Source organism: Flavobacterium sp. LHD-80 (assembly GCF_030929605.1).
Classification (GTDB): domain Bacteria; phylum Bacteroidota; class Bacteroidia; order Flavobacteriales; family Flavobacteriaceae; genus Flavobacterium.
Window position 1 is genome coordinate 46130 of sequence record NZ_JAVFVS010000002.1, and the last position, 23216, is coordinate 69345.

A 23216-nucleotide genomic window follows, 5' to 3' on the forward strand; every position below is an offset into this window, starting at 1 on the left:
GAAAATTGAGGCAATTAGATAATTAGAAAATTCTAAAAAAAAACTTAGAATCTCAGCATCTTAGAACCTTAGTATCTTTAAATAAAATGACAAAAAAAAGGATTTTATTAAAAATAGGAAGTAATACTTTAACCAAAGAAACCAATCATATTTCGCGGGGAAAGATTGAAGACCTCGGAATACAGATTGCAGCTTTAAACGACGAATATGAATTTATCATAGTGAGTTCAGGAGCAATTGCAGCAGCAAAACAATTTGTAAAGCTTGACAATCAAGATAAAGATGTTTTTGTAAAGCAGGCTTTGGCTTCTATTGGGCAGCCTCATTTAATGCGGATTTACAATGAAAATTTTAAGGATTTAGGCTTAAATACTTCGCAATGTTTGCTTTCTTATTCTGATTTCGAAAAAGAGCAAACCAAGAAGAACATTGTAAATACGATTAATGTATTGGTTAAAAACAATTACATTCCGATTATTAATGAAAATGATACCGTTGCGACAGATGAGATTCGGTTTGGAGATAACGATAAATTAGCGGCTTTAACGGCAGTTCTTTTAAATGTTGATATTCTGATAATTGCCACCAATACAAACGGAATTTATACAAAAGAATCTATTCACGATGAAATTCCGGAAACAATCAAATTAGTGCATGATTTGAAAACATTGGAAAAAGAAATCGGCGAATCAAAATCATCACACGGAACAGGAGGAATGCAGTCTAAAATTGAAGCAGCCGGAATCGCAAAAGCAGCGAATATTGAAACCTGGATTGTAAATGGTTTAAATGATAATTTTATTTTAAAGGCATTAAAGGACGAAATTCCGTTTACGAAAATAATCTAATGAGTCAATTAGAAAATTAGTTAATTAGATAATGCACAATTATCCAATTTTCTAATTATCACATTATCTAAATAAAAAAGAAAACAAATGAATTATATTTCAATAAAAGACATTAACTCATTATCAAAATGGGTAAAACAAGCGATCAAAATCAAAAAGAATCCGCTTAAAAATCAAAGCTTAGGAAAGAATAAAACTCTTGGAATGTTGTTTTTCAATCCAAGTTTAAGAACGCGTTTGAGTACTCAAAAAGCGGCTTTAAATTTAGGAATGAACGTTATGGTAATGAACTTTACTAACGAAGGCTGGACTTTAGAATTTGAAGATGGAGCAGTGATGAATTCTGGTGCTTCAGAACATATTAAAGAAGCGGCAGAAGTAGTTTCTCAATACTGTGATATTATTGCAATTCGTGCGTTTGCTGGTTTGGTTGACAAAGAAAAAGATTATCAGGAAACTGTAATTTCAGGATTCTTGAAATATGCTACAGTGCCAATCGTAAATATGGAAAGTGCGGTTCGTCATCCATTACAGTCTTTGGCAGATGCGATTACAATGGAAGAACACAAAACGAAACACAAACCAAAAGTGGTGCTTTCGTGGGCGCCACATCCAAAAGCGTTGCCTCAAGCAGTTGCGAATTCATTTGTAGAAATGATGCAAATGCAAAAAGATATGGATTTTGTAATCACACATCCTGAAGGTTACGAACTGAGTCCAGAAATCACGCAAGACTGTAAAATCGAATACGATCAAAACAAAGCTTTCGAAAATGCTGATTTCGTTTACGTAAAAAACTGGAGCAACTTCAACGATTATGGAAAAGTAACCAACAGCGATCCAAATTGGACAGTAACTGCTGAAAAAATGGCTTTAACCAACAATGGAAAATTCATGCACTGTCTTCCTGTTCGTCGTAATGTAATTGTAAGCGACGAAGTTCTTGACGGAGAAAATTCAATCGTAATTGAACAAGCGAATAACAGAACGTATTCAGCACAATTAGTTTTACAAAAGATTTTGAAGAAATTGTAAATTTAGGTGCAAAGGCTCAAAGTGGCAAAGGTTCAGAGGTTTTACAGCCTTGAAAAAAACCTTTGAACCTTTGCACCTCTGCCTCTTTGAACCTTAAAAGAAATGAACGTATCAGTAATAAAAATAGGTGGAAACATCATCGATAATCCAGTAGAATTAGAACAATTTTTAACCGATTTTTCTAAAATTGAAGGCTATAAAGTTTTAGTTCACGGCGGTGGAAAATCGGCTACAAAAATGGCGCAGAGTATTGGTTTAGTTCCACAAATGATTGACGGACGCCGAATTACAGATGCTCCAATGCTTGATGTTGTGGTAATGATTTACGCTGGACAGATCAATAAACATATTGTAGCGCAGTTACAGGCAAAAGACAATAACGCGATTGGTTTTTCAGGAGCTGATGGAAATTTAATTCAGTCAACAAAAAGAAATCATCCAACAATCGATTACGGATTTGTAGGCGATGTAAAACAAGTCAACACCAAATTACTGGCAACTTTATTAGAAGCTGGAGTTGTTCCCGTTTTCTGTGCGATTACACACGACAAAAACGGACAATTGTTAAACACAAATGCTGATACCATTGCAAGTGAATTATCAATTGCATTATCAGAAGTGTTTGATGTGACGCTAACGTATTGTTTTGAAAAACAAGGTGTTTTGCAAGATTCTGAAGATGATTCATCGGTAATAACAGAAATCAACGAAGTATTATACAATAAATTAAAAGAAGAAAAAGTAATCCATTCCGGAATGATACCAAAACTGGATAACTGTTTCAATAGTTTATCAAGAGGAGTTCAGAAAATCAAAATTGGACATCATAAAATGCTCCAAAATTCAGATATTCCGCATACAACGATTACATTATAAAAAATATTGTCACAAATTGACACTTATTTTCTCTGTTAAAAGAGAAAATAATTTTAGACATACAGGAAAAAGTTTATTTTGATTTTAAATCTGTTGCAAAAAAATAATTCGTGAAAATTCGTGCAATTAGTGGCAAAAAAAGAGAGCGCAAGAGGTATTTTAAATAAATTTGCGCAAGTAAAAATGGTCATAGGAAAGCTTAAAAACTTTGTTGCTTTGTCCCTTTGAGCCTTTGAACCTTATTAAAATGAAAAATATAGATACGCTTACCCAGGAAGCAATTAGTTTATTAAAAAGCTTAATCGAAACCCCTTCATTTTCAAGTGAAGAAGACCAAACAGCTCTTTTAATCGAAAATTGGTTCAATCAGAATGAAATTCCTTTCAAGAGAGAAAACAACAATGTGTGGGCTTTCAACAAATATTTCGACGAAAACAAACCAACACTTTTACTAAACTCACATCACGATACTGTACGTCCAAATCAAGCTTATACAAACGATCCGTTTAAAGCAATCGAAAAAGACGGAAAATTGTTCGGTTTAGGAAGTAATGATGCTGGAGGATGCTTGGTTTCATTATTAGCGACCTTTGTTCACTTTTACGAAAATCAAAATCTTTCTCACAATATTGTTATTGTGGCTTCCGCCGAAGAAGAAAGTAGCGGAAAAAACGGTTTAAACAGCGTTTTAAAAAGTTTGCCAGAATTAGATTGCGCGATTGTTGGAGAACCAACATTAATGCAATTAGCAGTTGCCGAAAAAGGTTTATTAGTTTTGGACGTAAAAGTAAAAGGAACTGCAAGCCACGCGGCACATCAAAACGATGATAATGCATTATATAAATCAATTCCAGTAATGGAATGGTTTAAAAACTATAAATTCGACAAAATCTCAGACGTTTTAGGTCCCGTAAAAATGACTGTAACGCAGATTAATGCTGGAAAACAGCATAATGTTGTGCCATCAGAATGTGATTTGGTTGTGGATATTCGAGTAACAGACCGTTACACAAACGCTGAAATTCTAGAAGTAGTGAAAGCAAATGTAAATGCCGAAGTAACGCCAAGATCAATGCACTTAAACGCTTCGTCTATTCCAGTTGCACACGGTTTGGTTCAGGCGGGAATTGCATTAGGAAGAACAACGTATGGTTCGCCAACACTTTCAGATCAATCCGTTTTAAGTTGTCAGTCCTTAAAACTAGGTCCAGGAGAAACATTGCGTTCGCATTCAGCAGACGAATTTATTTTTGTAAATGAAATTGTAGAAGGAGTCGATTTGTATATCAAAATACTAACTGATTTCTTCAAATTATAAGAAAAGAAAAACCGCCACGAATTCACGAATTATTTTTTTACTATCTAAATCAGATATTAATTCGAAAAAAAATAATCGCAAAGATTTGCAAAAAAAAATAATTCGTGAATTCGTGACGAAAAAAAACATAACCTATGAAACTTTGGGAAAAAGGAATACCAACAGATAAACAAATCGAACAATTCACAGTAGGAAACGATCGTGAACTGGATTTGGTTTTAGCAAAATACGATGCTTTAGGTTCAATCGCGCATGCCAAAATGCTTGGACAAATTGGTTTATTGACTCAGGAAGAAACAACTTCTTTAGTTGATGCTTTAAACGAAATCATTGCTGATATCGTAGTTGGAAATTTTGAAATCGAAGACAGTTTCGAAGACGTACATTCAAAAATTGAATATCTTCTAACAGTAAAACTAGGCGATGCAGGAAAAAAAATCCACACCGCGCGTTCTCGTAACGATCAAGTTTTAGTAGATGTTCATTTGTATTTAAAAGATGAATTAAAAGCAATAAAAGAGCAAGTAAAAATGCTTTTTGATTTGTTGATGGAATCGGCAGAAAAACATCAAAACGTATTATTGCCAGGATATACACATTTACAAATCGCGATGCCATCGTCATTCGGAATGTGGTTTTCTGCTTACGCCGAAAGCTTAATTGATGATATTACAATGCTAAACGCAGCTTCTAAAATTGTAGATCAGAATCCGTTAGGATCTGCTGCAGGTTACGGAAGTTCATTTCCAATCAACAGAACATTTACAACAAAAGAATTAGGTTTTGAAACTTTAAAGTATAATGCTGTCGCTGCACAAATGAGTCGTGGAAAAGCAGAAAAAACTGTTGCTTTTGCAATGACAAGCGTTGCAGGAACATTATCAAAATTTGCAATGGATGTTTGTTTGTATATGAGCCAGAATTTTGATTTTATTGGCCTTCCGGCGCATCTTACAACAGGTTCAAGCATTATGCCTCACAAAAAGAATCCAGATGTTTTTGAATTAATCAGAGGGAAATGCAACAAAATTCAGGCGCTTCCATACGAAATCACTTTAATTACTAATAATCTTCCGAGCGGATATCACAGAGATTTACAGCTTTTAAAAGAAGGTTTATTTCCAGCAATTCAGACTTTAAAATCTTGTTTGGATATTGCGATTTTTTCAATTAAAGATATCACAGTGAAAGATCATATTTTAGAAGATAAAAAATACGATTATTTGTTTACAGTTGATACTTTAAATGAAATGGTTGTAGAAGGAATGCCGTTTAGAGATGCCTACAAAGCTGTTGCAGAACAATTGGAAGCGGGAACATACAAATCTCCAAAAGAAACAAAACATACGCACGAAGGAAGTATCAATAATTTATGCCTTGATGCTATCAAAGATAAAATGAAAGCAACTTTTTAGATTTAAAAATAGGCTGTGAAAAAGTAAAAGGTCATTGATTTGTTTCAATGACCTTTTTTTATAAGAAAAATTTAGTTTTTAATAACCTTAAAGGTTTTTGTTCTATTTTCAATCTGAATTTTACAGACATAAGTTCCTTTTGCAAGACTCCCTAAATTTAATTCTAGCTTTTCATCAGGAGTGATACTTTTTGATTTTGTAAACACTTTTGAGCCATTCGAAGAAAATACATTTATAGAGGCAGTTCCATTTTCTGAATTTGAAAATTTGATATTTAAAATGCTGTCTATAACTGTTGGGTAATAATCAAGGTTTACGTCTGGACTTTTTTTTTCACCCAATCCTAAATTACTGCAACTCGATCCAATTTTGCCGTCAGAGGACACTTGAAGTGTTGCACCAGCACCACAAGTAGCGTTGGTTATAAAATTCGCGACTTCTGTTGCCTGAATTGTACTGTAAGTATAAGAAGGTTTTGCAACAGCATCGCCATAATCTGCTGAAGCTTTTAGAGAATTTACAAAGGTGATTCCAACTGTTCCACCGTCAGTGCTGATATAGTTTTTAAATGCAGTTCCAATTTTAGCAAAATCAGTTCCTTCAACATAACAAGTCGAATTTTTATCGCCTCCGCCTAAACCAATTGCCAAAGAACCTGAAACCGAAGTATTATAATAGCAATTTAAAATATGAAGTTCAGCATTTCTCGCTCTTGGCATTCTTTCTTTGCATCCTTCTGCCCAATAACAGTTTTTAAAAGTAATACTGTAATGGCCATCAGCAGGAGCATCAGATTTTGAAGAACCAACTAAATCTGAGAATCTGTGATCGTCTGCACCGCCCGAACCGCCAGATTTTGGAGCTTTCAAATAAGTAAACTTTGTCCATGAAACCGTTACATTGTCCGCACTGCCTTTATTGTCGAAATTTCCGTCCATTCCGTCTTGAAATTCGCAATGATCGACCCAAAGATTTGTTGCTTCAGAAGTTAGATTATCACGGCCGTCAACATCATAAGCGCCCGGACCTTCAAATATTAAATTTCTGATAATGATATTGTTTGATCCAGGTTTTATGCTTAAAATCCCTGAGCCTCCAGCAGTTTGATCCGTATTTACTAATCTTGCGCCCGGAAGTCCAATAATAGTTTTGTCGTTGATTAATAAACTGGTGTAAGTGAAGTTTATGGTTCCAGAAACCAAAATTACTTGTGGCGTTGTCAGTTTTAGTTTTGCTGTTAAATCTGCGTAAGTTGATACCGTAACAGGAGTTGCGTTTCCACCGCCGGTTGCATTGGCCCCAAATCCTTCAGGCGCTGTCATGTAATAGTTTTGTGCCGAAACAAAGTTCGAGCTTACTATGAGAAATAGTAAAAGCAATTTAGATTTCATTTTTTGTGGTTTGTTAAGTGGTTTTGTATTGCAAATATATAATAAAATGTAATCGATTACATAAATATAATTAATTAAAATTTAAACTATTTGTTTTTTGAGCCAATTTAGGTTTTTGGTAAATCAATTGTGAATTTTGACAGATGAAACAGCTTGTTTTTAAGGAGATTATTTTTACAAATTAAAATTTTAATGAATCAAAAAAACACTATTTTTGGCTAACACTTTTATATAGTAAGTATGAATAAATTTGACGCCGACAACACTAAGACTCTTTTTGATAAGAATTTGATTAGCGAAAATCAACACCAAGAAATACTTTCCTATCGCAGTTTGAATATTTTTTCACTAAATGCAGAGCTGAAGTTTTTTCTGTATTTATCTGTTTTGCTTTTTACTTCGGGAATTGGAGTTTTGATTTACAAAAATATCGATAGTATTGGTCATATTGCTATTCTTTCACTTTTGTTAATTGTAATTGGTGTCTGCTTTTATTACTGTTTTAAGAACGCTAAAGGCTTTCAAAAAACAGAAACCACTTTTGATCATCCCGTTTTAGAATATTTAGTTTTAGCGGCCAATATTCTTACTTGTATTTTTATTGGTTATCTGCAGTTTCAATACAAACCTTTTGGGGAACATTATGGATTAGCTACTTTGGTGCCAACAATTGTGAGTTTCTTTTGTGCCTATTATTTCGATAATAAAAGTGTCTTAGCAATTGCAATTACTGGTTTGGCAGCATATGTAGGACTTTCTGTAACACCTCAGGATTTATTAAAAAATAATGATTTTTATTCCAGTGAGAGTTTAAGTTTTTCTGCTGTTATGTTGGGTGTTTTATTGATTTTATGGACAATCTACAGTAAGCGAATTTCGCTTAAAACTCATTTTAGTTTGATCTTTTTGACTTTTGCCTTGCATATTATTAGTATAGCGGCAATAAGCAATTTAATGCATCACGATAGCTTAATTTGGATGATTTTCGCAGGTATTTTAGCTGGATCTACTTTTTACTTTTATAAAATTAGTTATGAATTTAAGGCAATGTCTTTATACGTTTTTATGATTGTATACGCCTATATTGGAGGAAATATATTTTTGTTTCGAATTTTTGAAGGTATTGACTTCTCTGATTTTTGGGAATTATTTATCTTTTTATTGCCAGCTTATTTTATTAGCTCAATTGTGATGTTCATTAAATTAATTAAAAACTTTCATAAAGAAATTGCGGAATGATAGTATACGATACTCAAATATTAGACAATGAAATTTTAGTTGATGAAGCGAATACTTTGCATAAAGGCGGCTTTATAAACAAAGAACAAAAGAAATTTATCAAACAAGAATTACCTGTTTTTAGAAGTCAAGATAATATTCTGGTTAGAATTGGGTTCTATTTGCTAGGTTGCTTATTGTATAGTTCAATATGCGGCGCCATTTCTATTGTTGGAATGAATGCAGGGGATTCTTATTTTAAAATCTGTTGTTATCTTTTTGCTGCTGTTGGTTTTGTAGGTTCAGAAATTTTGGCAAAACAGAACTTTCATAACCACGGACTCGACGACGCATTTATTTTGGGCGCTATTTTGCAAACGGGAATTGCTATAGGGATTACGACAGATGGTTACGAGTCTGTTATAGCTTTTTTTATGGCAATTGCCTCGATTGTGATGTTTTTAAGATACCTGCATTTGCTTTCAATGCTGGTTTTTTGTTTTGCTGTTACAGCATTTTTGTTTTTCCAAATGTTTGAATTTGGCGAAATCGGAAAAGCTATTTTGCCATTTACTACAATGATTTTTGCAGCCATTTTTTATTTTTTTACACGAAGACTGATCAGTAAATTAACAAAAAGTTACTATTACAATGGATTGTTGCTAGCCAATAGCTTTTGTCTGGTGTTGTTTTATCTCTCTTGTAATTATTTGGTAGTAAGAGAGCTTTCTGCCGAACTTTTAGGAACCGAAGTTAAACCAGGAACAGATATTCCGTTTGCATTTTTCTTTTATGCTTTTACGTTTATTGTTCCGATAATTTATTTAGTTCGAGCTTTAAAAACCAGAGATAAAATTATGCTTTGGATCAGCTTTTTAGCGATAGGATTTTCAATATATACGATTCGTTTTTATTATGCTGTTTTGCCTATTGAAGTCGCACTAACTCTTGGCGGACTTGTTTTATTTGCAATTGCTTATTTTTCAATAAAGAAATTAAAAGAAAAAGAAAGTGGATTAACGTTTAAGCCTGATAGAATAAATCACTCAGATGCTTTTTTAAATGCCGAAGCTTTGGTTGCTGCTTCTGCATTTGGAATGAAACCAGAAATAAAACCACAAGATTCTCCAATAGAATTCGGAGGTGGAGGTTTTAGCGGAGGCGGATCAGGCGAGAGTTTTTAAATTATTTTGCACAGATTAAAGGATTAAAAAATATTTTTTTTCGTCACGAATTACACAAATTTACACAAATCAATTCGTGAAAATTTGTGTAATTCGTGGCGACTTGACCAAGATTAGAAAATCTTTTTTAATCCTTTAATCTGCGGTAAAAAACTAAACTTTACTTTTAAGCGCCTCAGCATCAATATCGCTATGCGAAACATCGTAAACGGCTTTTCCGTTTTTGATTAAGATTAATTGTGGTGATTCATGATAAACATCAAATCGGTTTGCAATTTCGTTTGAAATATCTCTATGCGCTATTAAATCTAAAAAATAGGCATCAACAACTTCTTCAAGATCAAATTCTCTTTCAAATTGTTTCAAAGCCATTCGGCTGATACTGCATCTTGTACTGTGTTTAAAAATAACAACTGGCTTTTCGTTAGAAATCGCTTCAATTTCCATTAACTGAAGAATATCTGTTAATTCTGTCCAGTTTATTTTGCTTTTTGGAGCTTCTGAGTTCTCTGAACTTCCGAAGATTGAATTAAAAAAACTCATATTTGGCTTATTTTATGACTTTTTGACAGCTAAATCTGATAAAAATCATGATTTTTAAGTCATTTTGTCTTTGTTTTTACTATGGAATATAATTTGTCTATTCGAATACAAAGTTAGATTATTTGAGTTAAAAATTTAGCTCTATAAATCGTAACTTTAATCATATTGAATATCAAACAAATAAAATCAATCAAATCGAAAAAATATGAATATTAACAAATTTACTATTAAATCGCAGGAAGCCATTCAGTTGTCGCAGCAATTAGCGCAACGAAATGGCCAGCAGCAAATTGAAAATGAACACATTTTCAAAGCAATATTTGAAGTTGATGAAAACGTAGCGCCATTTATTCTGAAAAAATTGAATGTAAATGTGCCATTGTTTTTGCAAATTTTAGACAGTACAATTCAGAGTTTTCCAAAAGTTTCGGGAGGTGATATTATGCTTTCCAGAGACGCGAACAAAGCTTTGAACGAAGCTGAAATAATAGCACAAAAAATGAACGACGAATACGTTTCGATCGAGCATTTAATTCTAGCTATTTTTGACTCAAAAAGTAAAGTTTCTCAAATCTTAAAAGATCAAGGCGTTACTGGAAAGGGGCTTAAAGCGGCTATAGAAGAATTACGTAAAGGCGAAAGAGTAACGTCAGCTTCTGCCGAAGAAACGTATAATTCACTAAATAAATACGCTAAAAACTTAAATGAATTAGCAAGAACAGGAAAGTTAGATCCAGTTATTGGTCGTGATGAAGAAATTCGACGAGTATTGCAGATTCTGACTCGTAGAACTAAAAATAATCCAATGTTAATTGGTGAGCCTGGAGTTGGTAAAACGGCAATTGCAGAAGGTTTAGCGCACAGAATTGTAGATGGAGACGTTCCAGAAAACTTAAAAGATAAAATCGTTTTCTCTCTAGATATGGGAGCTTTGATTGCCGGAGCCAAATATAAAGGAGAATTTGAAGAACGTTTAAAATCGGTTGTAAAGGAAGTTACCGCTGCAGACGGAGATATCGTTTTGTTTATCGATGAAATTCATACGCTTGTAGGAGCGGGTGGAGGTGAAGGCGCAATGGATGCCGCGAATATCTTGAAACCAGCTTTGGCTCGTGGTGAGTTAAGAGCAATTGGAGCAACGACTTTGGATGAATATCAAAAGTATTTTGAAAAAGATAAAGCGCTTGAAAGACGTTTTCAAAAGGTTTTAATCGACGAACCTGATACAGAAAGTGCAATTTCAATCTTGCGTGGAATCAAAGAGAAATACGAAACGCATCATAAAGTTCAAATTAAAGACGAAGCGATTATTGCGGCTGTAGAACTTTCACAACGTTATATTACAAATCGTTTCTTGCCAGATAAAGCGATTGACTTAATGGACGAAGCAGCTTCTAAACTGCGTATGGAAATCAATTCAAAACCTGAAGAATTAGATGTTTTGGATCGTAAAATCATGCAATTGGAAATCGAGATTGAAGCTATTAAACGTGAGAAAGAAGAAAGCAAGCTGAAGATTTTAGGAATGGAATTGGCCAATCTTAAAGAAGAGCGAAACGAAATTTATGCAAAATGGAAACAGGAAAAAGATATCGTTGACGGAATTCAGGCTGTAAAACACGAAATAGAAGACTTTAAATACGAAGCAGAACGTGCAGAACGTGACGGCGATTACGGAAAAGTAGCTGAAATCCGTTACGGAAAAATTAAAGAAGCACAGGAACGCCAAGAAACATTGCAGAAACAACTGTTAGAATTCCAATCGGGTAATTCTTTAATCAAAGAAGAAGTTACCAGAGAAGACATTGCAGAAGTTGTAGCAAAATGGACAGGAATTCCGGTAATGAAAATGCTTCAGACGGAAAGAGAAAAACTATTGCATTTAGAAGATGAATTGCACAAACGCGTAGTGGGTCAGGAAGAAGCTATAGAAGCCGTAAGTGATGCTGTACGCAGAAGCCGTGCCGGTTTGCAGGATATGAAAAAACCTGTTGGATCGTTCTTATTCTTAGGAACAACAGGAGTTGGTAAAACGGAGTTGGCAAAGGCTTTGGCAGAATATCTTTTTGATGACGAAAATGCCATGACGCGTATTGATATGAGTGAGTACCAAGAACGCCACAGTGTGAGCCGTTTGGTTGGTGCACCTCCAGGATATGTAGGTTATGATGAAGGAGGTCAGTTGACCGAAGCCGTTCGCAGAAAACCTTATTCTGTTGTACTTTTAGATGAGATCGAAAAAGCGCATCCAGATACCTTCAATATTTTATTGCAGGTTTTAGATGAAGGACGATTAACAGATAACAAAGGTCGTCTGGCTGATTTCAGAAATACGATTATTATTATGACCTCAAATATGGGAAGTAACATTATTCAGGAGAAATTTGAAAATCTAAAAGGCGGAGTAGAAGCAGCGACAGAAGCCGCTAAAAACGAAGTTCTAGGATTGTTAAAACAAACAGTTCGACCTGAGTTTATCAATCGTATCGACGAAATTGTAATGTTTACACCGCTTACAGTTGAGAATATTTCAAGAATCGTAAGTTTGCAGTTAAAAAGCGTTACCAAAATGCTAGCGTTGCAAGGCATTACAATGGACGCAACTCCAGAAGCTATTGCTTACTTGGCAGACAAAGGTTACGATCCTCATTTTGGAGCAAGACCTGTGAAACGTGTGGTTCAGCGAGAAGTGTTGAATCAATTGTCAAAAGAAATTTTGGCAGGAAATATAACAACAGACAGCATCATTTTATTAGATGCTTTCGATGGCAATTTGGTCTTTAGAAACCAGACAGCTAAATAACTTTTTTATGCTACTCCTAAAAAGGCATCAGTTTTTTACTGATGCCTTTTTTTTTTAGATTTTTGTTTTTTTAATACTATTTTACTGTAGTAAAAATTATATATTTGGAGTAAACTATTAAATCATTTATATGAAAAGAAGCCAAAGAAAATTTTTAAAATTGATTATTGTGACCATTTTATTTACTGCTAATTTATACGCACAAGAAAGTATTGTTGTTGCCGGTGGTAAGGGCACAGGAATTGGTGGAGCCTCAAGTTATTCGGTGGGACAGATTGCTGCTATACAATTAAAAGGTAGTGGTGGGTCTGCTCAAGAAGGTATTCAGCAAGCTTATGAAATCGCGACTTTAGGAAATGATGAGTTCGATGAAATTAGTTTAGTTATGACTGCTTTTCCTAATCCGGTTGTTGATGAACTAAACCTTATTGTACTAAATAATAAATTTGATGACTTGTCTTATGATTTATTTGATATAAACGGAAGAGTAATATCAGAAAACAATAATATAAGCGCATCCGAAACAAAAGTTTCAATGCAGGGATTAGTAAAAGGAGTTTATTTTCTCGCAATAAATAACAATTCGAAAAAGATAAAAACATTTAAAATTATTAAAAAATAAAATCAAAAACAGTAGAAATATATATGAAAAAAATTACTCTCGTATTACTATTATTAAGTTCTTTTACAATTTTATTTGCACAAGCTCCACAAAAAATGAGTTATCAGTCTGTGATTCGTAAAACAGATGGAACATTGCTAGCAAATACTTTAGTTGGCATTAAAACTAGTATTTTATTAGGTTCAGCAACAGGAACCGCTTCTTACACAGAAACTCAAACTACAACAACAAACGCCAATGGATTGGCAACAATAGAAATTGGAGGAGGAACTCCAGTTGTAGGTACATTTTCGGGAATTAACTGGGGGGCAGGATCACATTTTGTAAAAACAGAAATTGATCCAGCCGGAGGAACTAATTACACGATTAGTGGTACAAGCCAGCTCTTAAGTGTCCCTTATGCTTTGTATGCGGGAAGCAGTGCAAGTAAAGGAAAAACAACTATAATCATTACCGGTGATATAACGGATGCTGAGGCCGCTGCACAAATACAATCTGAGTTTGGACCTTACACAGAAAATATTTATATTATGGGTACAACAAATCTGACTACTATTGATTTGAGTATGGCAAAAAAAATTATAGACCTCAATGTAAGTGATAATTTAAAATTGACAACTATAAATTTTAGTAATCTCAGCGAAATTTATAAGGATTTAAAAATAATGGGAAATGAAAAATTAGGTTCAGTTTTGTTTCCTGTTTTGAAAATAAGCTATTCAGGTGATACAAATATTTCAAGAAATTCTTCTTTAACATCTATTTCTTTTCCTTTGCTAGCAAAATCAATAGAACTTTATTTTACAAACAATCCTGTTCTTACTTCTATAGATGTACCTTTATTGACTTTTGTTAATAATAATGAGGGCGTTACTTTTAGAAATAATGCTCTTTCCAGTACTCAAATTAATTTAATTTTAAGCAGATTAAAAAATTTAACTTCTAAAGGAAATTATATCCAATTAGACAGGCAAACTCCGGCAGCTCCTCCTACAGGCCAAGGAATTGCGGATAAAGCATTTTTGATAAACAGGGGAGATATTCTAACAACAGATTAATTTGTAGAAAATATTTTTAGATGTATTGAAACATCAGTCAAAAGGCTGGTGTTTTTTTTACCGTGAATTCTGAAACTTTTAATCTAATTCATATAACATAATATTTTCAAAAAAGATCCAATTTTAAATAAATAAAAAACAGCAAATTATTAATTAAAATTAAAAAATCATGAATAATATTTTTAGAGGATTGTTAGCAGGTTATGGCGCAAAAAAATTAGGCGGAGGCTGTTTCAGTACAATACTAATTTTTGTAATAATTTGGGTTTTATTAGGTCAATGCCATTAGAATTAAATCTAATTTTCAGCTAAGAAATTAAGAGAAAAAGTGTTAGATTCGCACAACTAAAATTTAAAAAGAATAAACAGAATGGCATCAGGTTTCTTTGTACTATTGGATGATATCGCAGCAATTATGGATGATGTTGCAGTAATGAGTAAAGTTGCAGCAAAAAAAACAGCTGGAATTTTAGGAGACGATTTGGCTGTAAATGCCGAAAAAGCTTCTGGATTTGCATCTTCTAGAGAACTTCCTGTACTTTGGGCAATCAGCAAAGGATCGCTTTTGAACAAAATCATTATTTTGCCAATTGCGTTTTTATTAAGTGCTTTTTTGCCAGTAGCTATTATTGTAATTCTGGTTTTGGGTGGACTTTTCTTAGCATATGAAGGTGCTGAAAAAATTTACGAGTTTATTTTCCCTCATTCACACGAAGAATCAGAAGGAATTACAGAAGAAACTTTTACTGAAGAGCAAATTTTAGAAGCCGAAAAAGGCAAAATAAAATCTGCAATTGTAACCGATTTTATTTTATCTGTCGAGATTGTCATCATTGCATTAGGAACTGTCATCGATGAACCATTAACGCAACAAATAATTGTTACTTCAATAATCGCAATAATTGCTACAATAGGAGTTTACGGAATTGTAGCGCTTATTGTTAGAATGGATGAAGCAGGTTATAAGCTCATAAAATATAGTAAAAGCGAAAAAAGTCCATCAAGATTGATTGGGAATTTATTGGTAAAAGCGTTACCGTTAGTTATAAAAGCGTTAACTGTAATTGGTACAATTGCGTTGCTTTTAGTAGCTGGAGGGATATTTGTGCATTATATTCCATTTTTTCACCATTTGTCCGAAGAAATTAAAATTCCTGCAATTATCAAAGAGTTTGTAGTAGGATTAGCTCTTGGATTAATTGTGTTAATTTTTGTAAACCTTTTCAAAAAGCTTTTTAAAAAGAAAACAGCGTAATATAAAATCGAAATAGATATCAAAAAAAACATCAGTTCACGCTGGTGTTTTTTTTGTTTTAGGAGCAGAGGAATTCATTTTCAAAAGAAGTTTAGTCCCGTTATCCGCTGTATCTTTTCCCCGCTAAAGAAGCGGGAAAAAGGATGCCGCTTCTACCGGGGCTATGCGAGAAATTTAAATTTTCATAAGAAATATTGGTATTTTTTAAAAATATTTTCACCGAATAAGCTTTTGATTTACAATTGTTTGAGATTTTAATAAAACTTTTTAACATTTTGCCAAAGCAACCTTTGCAACTATGCCACATCTTCATAGTAATTAACAATTAATTATTATTTTATATGAAAAGGTTTAGATTAAAATCAGTTTTAGTAGTATTATTTTTATCAACTGTATTAATTTCATGCAGCAATGACGATGACAAGGCAGAAACAACAGTCAAAACAAAAACAGCATTTGTAACTGAAATTAAAGGTCCAGCAACTGGAAAAGTAAATGACGAATTGAGTTACGATGTAACTTTTACAGTAGAGAACGCTTGTGGCGAATTTGATAAAATTGCTGAAACTACAATTGGTGAAGCAAAAGGATTGCAAGTAATTGCAAAATACCCATCAGAAGTTTGTACGCAGCAAATTCCAGATCCTAAAAAGACAGTTTACAAATTCAAAGCAACTGCAAAAGGAACTGTTGAAATCAAATTCAGAAAATCAGAAACTGAATTCTTGACTCAAAAGGTAGTAATCGAATAAGCAACCTTTCTTAGTTGATATTTTTTTAGGTTGATAAGCCATTTTGCAAAAGTTTAATTTTAAACTGCTGTGAAATGGTTTTTTAAATTTTGATATTGCAGAGTTTGTGGCATTGTTATATAAAAGTTATAGACTTTGCCATTCCTTTAAAAAGTACTATTTTTGCACTCTAAATTTTATGTCATGCCGAAAAGAAAATATAAAATATCAGTAATTCAGTTAAACTTGAATGATGTTGCTGAAAATAATCTTAAAAAATGCATCAGCTGGGTAAGAGATGCTGCAGGCTTAGGTGCTGAAGTTATCTTGCTTCCTGAATTATATAGCAGTCATTATTTCTGCCAAAGTGAAGATGTAGATAATTTTGCATTAGCAGAACCATTATACAGTACTTCATTTATTGCTTTCAGCGAATTGGCAAAGGAATTAGGAGTTGTAATCATTGTTCCTTTCTTCGAAAAAAGAATGGCTGGAATCTACCATAACAGTGCTTATATCATCGATACAGATGGTACAGAAGCTGGTTTATATCGTAAAATGCACATTCCAGACGATCCGCATTTTTATGAAAAATTCTATTTTACGCCAGGTGATTTAGGTTTTCAGGCAATCGAAACTAAAAAAGGAACTGTTGGAACTTTAATCTGCTGGGATCAATGGTATCCAGAAGCTGCTCGTATTACAGCGCTTAAAGGAGCAGAAGTTTTATTCTATCCAACAGCAATTGGATGGCATCCAAAAGAAAAAGAGCAATACGGAGAAAACCAATATGGAGCGTGGATGAATGTGATGAAAGGTCATGCAGTAGCAAATGGTGTTTTCGTTGCGGCGGCAAACCGAATTGGTCTTGAAAAATATCTTGAAGGAACTGAAGGAATTCAATTTTGGGGAGCTTCATTTATCGCTGGACCACAAGGAGAAATTTTAGCTCAAGCTTCACATGATAAAGAGGAAATCTTAATTGCTGAAGTTGATTTAGATCTTCAGGAAAATGTTCGTCAGAATTGGCCATTCTTTAGAGACAGAAGAATTGATGCTTTTGGAGATATTACAAAAAGAGCAATTGATAAATAATTAAATTTATCTTGATATAAAAAAAGGCGGTTTCAATATTTGAAACCGCCTTTTCTGTTTTTATTTAGAATCCTTATTTCACTTGGAAAGTAACTCTTCTCACGATTTGACGCGCTTCTTTAGAGTTTTTGTTAACCGAAGTATCTTCTCCGTTAGCAATAACATTCAATCTTGAAGCATCGATTCCAGCATTAGTTGCTACTTTTTTCACAGCTTCAGCTCTTTTTCTTGACAATTCAGTGTTGTAGTTTGAACTTCCAATTTCATCAGCATAACCAATAATATCTGCTGATTTTCCAGGATTGTTTTTCAAATATTTCACTAAGAAATCAACTCCAGATAATGATGCATTTGTAGGCTTAGCCGAATTAAAGTCGAAGTAAACATTTACATAACCACCGTTGATTAATTCTTCAACAGTATTGTTTGTAAGAGTTCCACTTCCAGCACCTTTCTTTTCATAAGTTTTATCTAAGTAGCTTTCTAGCTCATCAGGCACACCATTTTGATTAGTATCAATAGATTGACCTTTTGTGTTAACAGCAACACCTGCAATACTATTTGGCTCTAAATCATATAAATCAGCGACACCATCTTTATCAGTATCTAAAAGCCCTGTTTCAACTAAGTCCACTCTTTTTTCCAATTCACTAATTCTATCTTCCTCGCCAACCCAGTCAGCATGTTTTTCATTTTTACCTAAGTAAACCGTCAAACCAACAGAAGCATTAAGTAGAACTCCGTCTAATGAACCGGTAGTTGTGTTTCCCATTCCGTCAAAATTCCAGTTTTGTCTTCCGTTTACAATTCCAGTAAGATCACCTGTTAAAGCAACTCTATTGCTTAACTTGACTTGCCCTGTTAAACCCAAAATTCCGTGGCCCATATAATCCTGGCCTCCTGGACCAGTTTCAGTACTAATTTGCGAAACACCAAAACCTCCGTGTGCTAAAACCCCAATAGTATTTGTCCAAGTTTCAAAATTTAAAGCGCGCCCAATGTTTACTACTCCTTGAACACTCGCTCTAACATATCTGCTTTCAAAATCTGGAGTGTCATCACGCTCTGTAAATTGATCGTAACCAACATCTAATTTTACACCAAACTTTGGACTAAACATATATCGAACACCCAAATCAGCATGAAACGGATTTAATGTTGCAGTAGAATAACCAGGGGTAATTGCTCGCATTGGTTTGTTAACTCCGCCGTTTAGTTCAATAGACCATTTATTGTACTCTTGTTGGTCAACAGCTGGTGCGGTAGTGGTTGTCATATTTTGGGCGCTCACAGAAAACGCGGCTATTAAAAAGGACAGGGAAAATAATTTCTTTTTCATGATATTCAAATTTAGGTTGGTTTTTATTTTAAACTCATGACAAAATTATGCGGTGGGTTTTAGAATGTGTTCTATTTGCTCTTACATAATTCCCACGTTTTGGCTTTTTATTATGTAAAATCGTTAATGAAATCAAAATTATAAGCATAAAAAAAGGACAAAATTTATATTTTGTCCTTTCTTCCTTTTTAAAGTAAAATCTATTTTAAGTCTGGCTGATAGATTTTTATGCTTCCGTCACCTTCGCTGCTTACTACTAATAAACTTCTTTTAGTAGGGCTTTTTGAAGCTGGAATAAATAATACTCCCTCTGGAGCATCACCCGTTTTTACAGTCTGTAAATATTGAGGTGAAGTAGGATTTGTAACATCATAAGTCATAAAAGCATCTGATCTTTCAAGTCCTACAAACAAAATATTTTGATTTCCCATTTTAGCAACTACGACAGCTTCTGGTTCAGAACCTTTGTCATCGCTTCGTTTGTCGTCATAAGTTCCTAATTCGTTTGTTTTTTTGTCAACATCATTTTTGCTGTCAAAAACAATTTTCCCTGTATTTCCGTTCCAAATAGAGAAAGATCTTGCGCCAAAACTCACCATTTCGTCTAAATCGCCGTCACCGTCAGTATCGCCCATATCAGCAACAAGATTTAATCTGCCTAAACTAGGATCTAGTTTTAAAGCTGCAGCATCTGGGAAAATTGTTGCATCAAGTTTAAAGCTTTTCATTCTCTTAATGTCTGTATTAGCTGTATATTCTCTTGCGTCACCTTCATTTGCAGTAACAAAATAAGGAACGTTGTTTGCAGAGAAATGACTGATTGCATCCGGCATATACATTCCTTTCACTTTCCAAGGATTAAAAGCAATTTTGTCATCAAGATCGCTCACATCGATAGCATTTTCTGCAGTGTTGTAATCTTTTAAACCTAAAGGATAAATTGCTGTAATCGTTTTAGAAGTTAAATCTACTTTTGCAACGCCGTTATTTTCCTGTAAAGTTACCCAAGCAGTTTTTGAATCATCAGAAATAGTAATGTATTCTGGTTCAATATCCTGAGCAAAACTTTTAGCTACTTTAGAAATTCTGAATCCGTCTTTGGCTAAAGTTGCTGCTTGACCAGCAAATGAAGCAAAATCTAAAGTTGTAACATTGTATGTGCTAGTTTCAATAATAGAAATTGTCCCGTTTGGATCTTGTGAATAATCGGTATTTGGTTCACCTTCATTAGCAGTCATAATATATTTTCCGTCAGCAGAAAAAGTAATCATATCAGGCAAAGCTCCAACAGTTACTTGTTTTATTAAACTATAATCTGATGTATTGAAAACAACTACTTTTCCGTTTCCTTGTTTGTTAACAGTTGATTCTAAGGCAACAGCTAATTTTCCGTCAAAAACCGAAACGCTATTTGCGGCGCCTTCGTAAGCAACTAAATCAATTTTTCCAATCTTAGTTGGTTTTGTTGGGTCGGTAATATCAATAACATCAATTTGATTTACACCGCTGTTATTTACTGTAAAAAGTCTTTTTGTTTTTTCGCAGTAAGCCGAAATTTCAGCAGCTGCTTCTCCGCCAATAGTAATCGAACCAATTTCTTTAAAAGTTCCTGGATTTTCATTTACAGTAACTTCTGGTTCTCCGTTTGAATTTTCGTCGTTATTACAACTTGTCATGATAAGTAAAGCTGTTAATAACGAGATAGTTAATTTTTTCATTTTAATAGTTTTTAGTTCTGCCAAAAGTAAATAGGAGAACTTTTTTATATATTAAGCCTTCATTATTTAATCTTTAACTTAATTTTTGCAAGATATTTTTTGTGAAATAACAGAGGATTTTCTAGCAGATGTTTCAAAATCCTAACGAATGCTTATCTTTGTACACTTTCAAAATATAGAACGTTTTTATGTCAACAAATAATAGAAGATTTCCAGCAGAATGGGAAAAACAACAAGGAATTGTATTGTGTTTTCCGCATAATGGCAATGATTGGCCAGGAAAATATGAAGCTGTTCAATGGGCTTTTGTAGAATTTATAAAAAAAGTAGCCACTTTTGAAACGGTTTTTTTGGTCGTAGCCGATGAAAAACTAAAAGAAAAAGTTGCGGATATGCTTGAAAGAGCTCGTGTAAATATTAAAAACGTTTCTTATATCATTCACAAAACCAACAGAAGCTGGATGCGTGATTCAGGACCAATTATTGTAAAAAATGGTTCAAAAAGAGAAACTTTAAATTTCAACTTCAACGGTTGGGCAAAATATAAGAACTATCAATTAGATAAATTTGTTCCAGCCAAAGTGGCTGATTTTATTGATGTTCCACTAACTCAGGTTACTTATAAGGGAAAACCAGTAATTGTTGAAGGTGGCGCAATTGACGTAAATGGAAAAGGGACTTTATTGACTTCTGAAGAATGTTTGATGCACCCAACAATTCAGGTTAGAAATCAAGGTTTTACAAAAGAAGATTACGAAGCCGTTTTTAAAGAATATCTTGGAGTTACAAACGTAATTTGGCTTGGAGACGGAATAGAAGGTGATGATACACACGGTCACATCGATGATTTATGCCGATTTGTAAATGAAGATACAATCGTGACCATTGTAGAAACAGATAAAAACGATTCAAATTATAAACCTCTTCAGGATAACTTGAAACGTTTGCAAAACGCAAAATTAGAAAACGGAAAATCGCCTGTTATTGTAGCATTACCAATGCCAAAACGTGTTGATTTTGAAGATTTAAGATTACCCGCAAGTTATGCTAATTTCTTAATTCTGAATAACTGCGTTTTAGTTCCAACATTCAACGATAGCAACGATCGCGTAGCTTTAAATATATTATCAGAATGTTTTCCAGACAGAGAAGTAATTGGAATTAGTTGTATTGATTTCATCTGGGGATTCGGAACTTTGCATTGCTTAAGCCAGCAGATTCCCGCTTAATGAATGAAACCATATAAGTAGTCATATAAGAAAATTTAAGATTATGTTTTAAATGAACTTAAATTACTTATATGGTTAAAAAAACTTTGCGACTCTGCGTCTTTGCGAGATTAAAACATAAACAATAAGCATAAAAAAAAACCTTGGCTCTCACCAAGGTTTTTCTATTTCTATATCTCTTCAGATATTGCATCTGCTCTTCATTGTCTGATAAATGGAGGTAAAAGCTGACTCGAGACTTCTCCAAACCCAATTCTAACTTCTGCATTTTCGCAGAAACCTCTAATGATTACAGTATCGTTATCTTCAATAAATTTACGTTCACTTCCATCTTTTAATTTCAGCGGATTTTTCCCTCCCCAAGTCAATTCTAACATAGAACCAAAACTATCCGGAGTTGGACCTGAAATAGTTCCTGAACCCATCATGTCACCAGAATTTACGCGACATCCGTTTGAAGTATGATGCGCCAATTGCTGCGCCATTGACCAGTATAAATATTTGAAATTTGATTGCGAAACAATAGTTTCTTCAGCCTCTTCAGGTTTTATCGAAACTTCTAAATGAATATCAAAAGCTTTTTTTCCTTTAGTCTGTAAATAAGGAAGCGGTGATGGATCTTGTTTTGGTCCTTTTGTTCTAAAAGGCTCCAAAGCATCCATAGTTACAATCCAAGGAGAAATTGATGTTGCAAAGTTTTTAGCTAAAAATGGTCCAAGAGGCACATATTCCCATTTCTGAATATCGCGCGCGCTCCAGTCATTCAATAAAACCATACCGAAAATATAATCTTCTGCTTCATACGTTGGGATATTTTCTCCCATAATATTTACATCAGTCGTAATAAAAGCGGTTTCAAGTTCAAAATCTACTAAACGAGAAGGTCCAAAAACTGGGTAATCGCCGCCTGCAGGCATTGTTTGTCCCATTGGTCTGTGAACCGGAATTCCAGACGGAACGATTGTGGAACTTCTTCCATGATATCCAACTGGAATATGAAGCCAGTTTGGCAATAAAGCATTTTCTGGATCACGGAACATTTTACCTACGTTTGTAGCGTGTTCTTTGCTTGAATAAAAATCGGTATAATCGCCAATTAAAACAGGCAATTGCATCTCGACATCGTCAATATTAAAAATAACAATATCGCGGTCTTTTGTTGAATCTCTAAGCTGTGGATTGGTTTCGTCGAAAATATCAGCGATACGATTTCGGACTAATCGCCATGTTTTTTTTCCGTCAGAAATAAAATCATTCAGCGTGTCCTGCATAAACATATCATCGGTTAAATCTATTCCCTCAAAATAGTTTAACTGTTGTAAAGCCCCTAAATCTATAGCAAAATCACCAATTCTAGTTCCTACTGTAACGACATTTTCTTTAGTAAGAAATACACCGAAAGGAATATTTTGAATAGGGAAGTCGCTATTTTGTGGCACTTCTAACCATGATTTTCTTTTGGTATCGTTGGCGGTTATCGGCATGTTAGATGTTAATTATTTGTTGAAAAATTACATGTCAAATATATCATAATCTAA

General features: G+C 33.8%; 19 protein-coding genes. 14 read left to right on the top strand and 5 right to left on the bottom strand.

Going from position 1 to position 23216, the window contains the following annotated elements; all coding sequences use genetic code 11:
- The first annotated feature begins 86 nt into the window (after nt 1-86).
- The 5 genes from proB to argH all read left to right on the top strand — a co-directional run bounded on the left by proB (nt 87) and on the right by argH (nt 5492).
- Entirely contained in the window at nt 87-848 is a 762-nt protein-coding gene (proB, locus tag RB619_RS03210) for a glutamate 5-kinase (protein WP_308094111.1), read from the top strand.
- 87 nt (nt 849-935) lie between these two features.
- Entirely contained in the window at nt 936-1883 is a 948-nt protein-coding gene (locus tag RB619_RS03215; protein ID WP_308094114.1) for an N-acetylornithine carbamoyltransferase, read from the top strand.
- 102 nt (nt 1884-1985) lie between these two features.
- The gene (gene argB, locus RB619_RS03220; RefSeq protein WP_308094117.1) at nt 1986-2759 is read left to right on the top strand and encodes an acetylglutamate kinase; all 774 of its coding nucleotides are present in this window, start codon (nt 1986-1988) and stop codon (nt 2757-2759) included.
- A 247-nt stretch (nt 2760-3006) separates the two neighbouring features.
- Nucleotides 3007-4077 (top strand): M20 family metallo-hydrolase, encoded by a 1071-nt coding sequence (locus tag RB619_RS03225; RefSeq protein ID WP_308094119.1) that lies wholly within the window; start codon nt 3007-3009, stop codon nt 4075-4077.
- Between the two features lie 134 nt (nt 4078-4211).
- Nucleotides 4212-5492, top strand: a complete 1281-nt coding sequence (gene argH / locus RB619_RS03230) for an argininosuccinate lyase (protein ID WP_308094121.1) — start codon at nt 4212-4214, stop codon at nt 5490-5492.
- A gap of 71 nt (nt 5493-5563) precedes the next feature.
- Here argH and RB619_RS03235 read toward each other — a convergent pair whose 3' ends face one another.
- Nucleotides 5564-6883: a T9SS type A sorting domain-containing protein gene (locus RB619_RS03235; protein ID WP_308094123.1), complete on the bottom strand. Its 1320-nt coding sequence runs from the start codon at nt 6881-6883 to the stop codon at nt 5564-5566.
- A gap of 240 nt (nt 6884-7123) precedes the next feature.
- Between RB619_RS03235 and RB619_RS03240 the strand changes: the two genes are divergently transcribed.
- The gene (locus RB619_RS03240; protein WP_308094126.1) at nt 7124-8122 is read left to right on the top strand and encodes a DUF2157 domain-containing protein; all 999 of its coding nucleotides are present in this window, start codon (nt 7124-7126) and stop codon (nt 8120-8122) included.
- A complete protein-coding gene (locus tag RB619_RS03245; RefSeq protein WP_308094128.1) occupies nt 8119-9285 on the top strand; it encodes a hypothetical protein in 1167 nt (388 codons plus the stop codon). Before RB619_RS03240 ends, RB619_RS03245 begins: the two co-directional genes overlap by 4 nt.
- Before the next feature lie 153 nt (nt 9286-9438).
- Here RB619_RS03245 and ytxJ read toward each other — a convergent pair whose 3' ends face one another.
- A complete protein-coding gene (gene ytxJ / locus RB619_RS03250; RefSeq protein ID WP_308094136.1) occupies nt 9439-9828 on the bottom strand; it encodes a bacillithiol system redox-active protein YtxJ in 390 nt (129 codons plus the stop codon).
- Between the two features lie 205 nt (nt 9829-10033).
- Between ytxJ and clpB the strand changes: the two genes are divergently transcribed.
- The 6 genes from clpB to RB619_RS03280 all read left to right on the top strand — a co-directional run bounded on the left by clpB (nt 10034) and on the right by RB619_RS03280 (nt 17392).
- Nucleotides 10034-12631, top strand: a complete 2598-nt coding sequence (gene clpB / locus RB619_RS03255) for an ATP-dependent chaperone ClpB (protein WP_308094140.1) — start codon at nt 10034-10036, stop codon at nt 12629-12631.
- A 130-nt stretch (nt 12632-12761) separates the two neighbouring features.
- Nucleotides 12762-13253 carry a T9SS type A sorting domain-containing protein gene (locus tag RB619_RS03260; protein WP_308094142.1) on the top strand — a complete coding sequence of 164 codons (492 nt, stop codon included), beginning with the start codon at nt 12762-12764 and terminating at the stop codon, nt 13251-13253.
- A 23-nt stretch (nt 13254-13276) separates the two neighbouring features.
- The gene (locus RB619_RS03265; RefSeq protein ID WP_308094144.1) at nt 13277-14311 is read left to right on the top strand and encodes a hypothetical protein; all 1035 of its coding nucleotides are present in this window, start codon (nt 13277-13279) and stop codon (nt 14309-14311) included.
- A 370-nt stretch (nt 14312-14681) separates the two neighbouring features.
- Nucleotides 14682-15566, top strand: coding sequence for a DUF808 domain-containing protein (locus RB619_RS03270; RefSeq protein WP_308094146.1), 885 nt, complete (start codon nt 14682-14684; stop codon nt 15564-15566).
- Nucleotides 15567-15907: 341 nt separating this feature from the next.
- Nucleotides 15908-16318, top strand: a complete 411-nt coding sequence (locus RB619_RS03275) for a hypothetical protein (RefSeq protein WP_308094148.1) — start codon at nt 15908-15910, stop codon at nt 16316-16318.
- 183 nt (nt 16319-16501) lie between these two features.
- The gene (locus RB619_RS03280; RefSeq protein ID WP_308094150.1) at nt 16502-17392 is read left to right on the top strand and encodes a carbon-nitrogen hydrolase; all 891 of its coding nucleotides are present in this window, start codon (nt 16502-16504) and stop codon (nt 17390-17392) included.
- A 73-nt stretch (nt 17393-17465) separates the two neighbouring features.
- Here the strand turns inward: RB619_RS03280 and RB619_RS03285 are convergent, their stop codons facing one another.
- Complete coding sequence (locus RB619_RS03285) at nt 17466-18731, bottom strand: OmpA family protein (RefSeq protein ID WP_308094152.1); 1266 nt, start codon at nt 18729-18731, stop codon at nt 17466-17468.
- Nucleotides 18732-18931: 200 nt separating this feature from the next.
- Nucleotides 18932-20449, bottom strand: coding sequence for a choice-of-anchor I family protein (locus RB619_RS03290; protein WP_308094154.1), 1518 nt, complete (start codon nt 20447-20449; stop codon nt 18932-18934).
- Between the two features lie 188 nt (nt 20450-20637).
- Here RB619_RS03290 and RB619_RS03295 point away from each other — a divergent pair, with 188 nt between their 5' ends.
- Entirely contained in the window at nt 20638-21678 is a 1041-nt protein-coding gene (locus RB619_RS03295) for an agmatine deiminase family protein (protein ID WP_308094155.1), read from the top strand.
- A 200-nt stretch (nt 21679-21878) separates the two neighbouring features.
- On the opposite strand, the gene fahA is transcribed toward RB619_RS03295, so the two are convergent.
- Entirely contained in the window at nt 21879-23162 is a 1284-nt protein-coding gene (gene fahA, locus RB619_RS03300; RefSeq protein WP_308094157.1) for a fumarylacetoacetase, read from the bottom strand.
- Between the last annotated feature and the right edge of the window lie 54 nt (nt 23163-23216).

Excerpts from the sequence above, each read along its gene's own strand:
- proB (WP_308094111.1), top strand. The coding sequence starts at position 87 with ATGACAAAAAAAAGGATTTTATTAAAAATAGGAAGTAATACTTTAACC.
- RB619_RS03215 (WP_308094114.1), top strand. The coding sequence starts at position 936 with ATGAATTATATTTCAATAAAAGACATTAACTCATTATCAAAATGGGTA.
- argB (WP_308094117.1), top strand. The coding sequence starts at position 1,986 with ATGAACGTATCAGTAATAAAAATAGGTGGAAACATCATCGATAATCCA.
- RB619_RS03225 (WP_308094119.1), top strand. The coding sequence starts at position 3,007 with ATGAAAAATATAGATACGCTTACCCAGGAAGCAATTAGTTTATTAAAA.
- argH (WP_308094121.1), top strand. The coding sequence starts at position 4,212 with ATGAAACTTTGGGAAAAAGGAATACCAACAGATAAACAAATCGAACAA.
- RB619_RS03235 (WP_308094123.1), bottom strand. The coding sequence starts at position 6,883 with ATGAAATCTAAATTGCTTTTACTATTTCTCATAGTAAGCTCGAACTTT.
- RB619_RS03240 (WP_308094126.1), top strand. The coding sequence starts at position 7,124 with ATGAATAAATTTGACGCCGACAACACTAAGACTCTTTTTGATAAGAAT.
- RB619_RS03245 (WP_308094128.1), top strand. The coding sequence starts at position 8,119 with ATGATAGTATACGATACTCAAATATTAGACAATGAAATTTTAGTTGAT.
- ytxJ (WP_308094136.1), bottom strand. The coding sequence starts at position 9,828 with ATGAGTTTTTTTAATTCAATCTTCGGAAGTTCAGAGAACTCAGAAGCT.
- clpB (WP_308094140.1), top strand. The coding sequence starts at position 10,034 with ATGAATATTAACAAATTTACTATTAAATCGCAGGAAGCCATTCAGTTG.
- RB619_RS03260 (WP_308094142.1), top strand. The coding sequence starts at position 12,762 with ATGAAAAGAAGCCAAAGAAAATTTTTAAAATTGATTATTGTGACCATT.
- RB619_RS03265 (WP_308094144.1), top strand. The coding sequence starts at position 13,277 with ATGAAAAAAATTACTCTCGTATTACTATTATTAAGTTCTTTTACAATT.
- RB619_RS03270 (WP_308094146.1), top strand. The coding sequence starts at position 14,682 with ATGGCATCAGGTTTCTTTGTACTATTGGATGATATCGCAGCAATTATG.
- RB619_RS03275 (WP_308094148.1), top strand. The coding sequence starts at position 15,908 with ATGAAAAGGTTTAGATTAAAATCAGTTTTAGTAGTATTATTTTTATCA.
- RB619_RS03280 (WP_308094150.1), top strand. The coding sequence starts at position 16,502 with ATGCCGAAAAGAAAATATAAAATATCAGTAATTCAGTTAAACTTGAAT.
- RB619_RS03285 (WP_308094152.1), bottom strand. The coding sequence starts at position 18,731 with ATGAAAAAGAAATTATTTTCCCTGTCCTTTTTAATAGCCGCGTTTTCT.
- RB619_RS03290 (WP_308094154.1), bottom strand. The coding sequence starts at position 20,449 with ATGAAAAAATTAACTATCTCGTTATTAACAGCTTTACTTATCATGACA.
- RB619_RS03295 (WP_308094155.1), top strand. The coding sequence starts at position 20,638 with ATGTCAACAAATAATAGAAGATTTCCAGCAGAATGGGAAAAACAACAA.
- fahA (WP_308094157.1), bottom strand. The coding sequence starts at position 23,162 with ATGCCGATAACCGCCAACGATACCAAAAGAAAATCATGGTTAGAAGTG.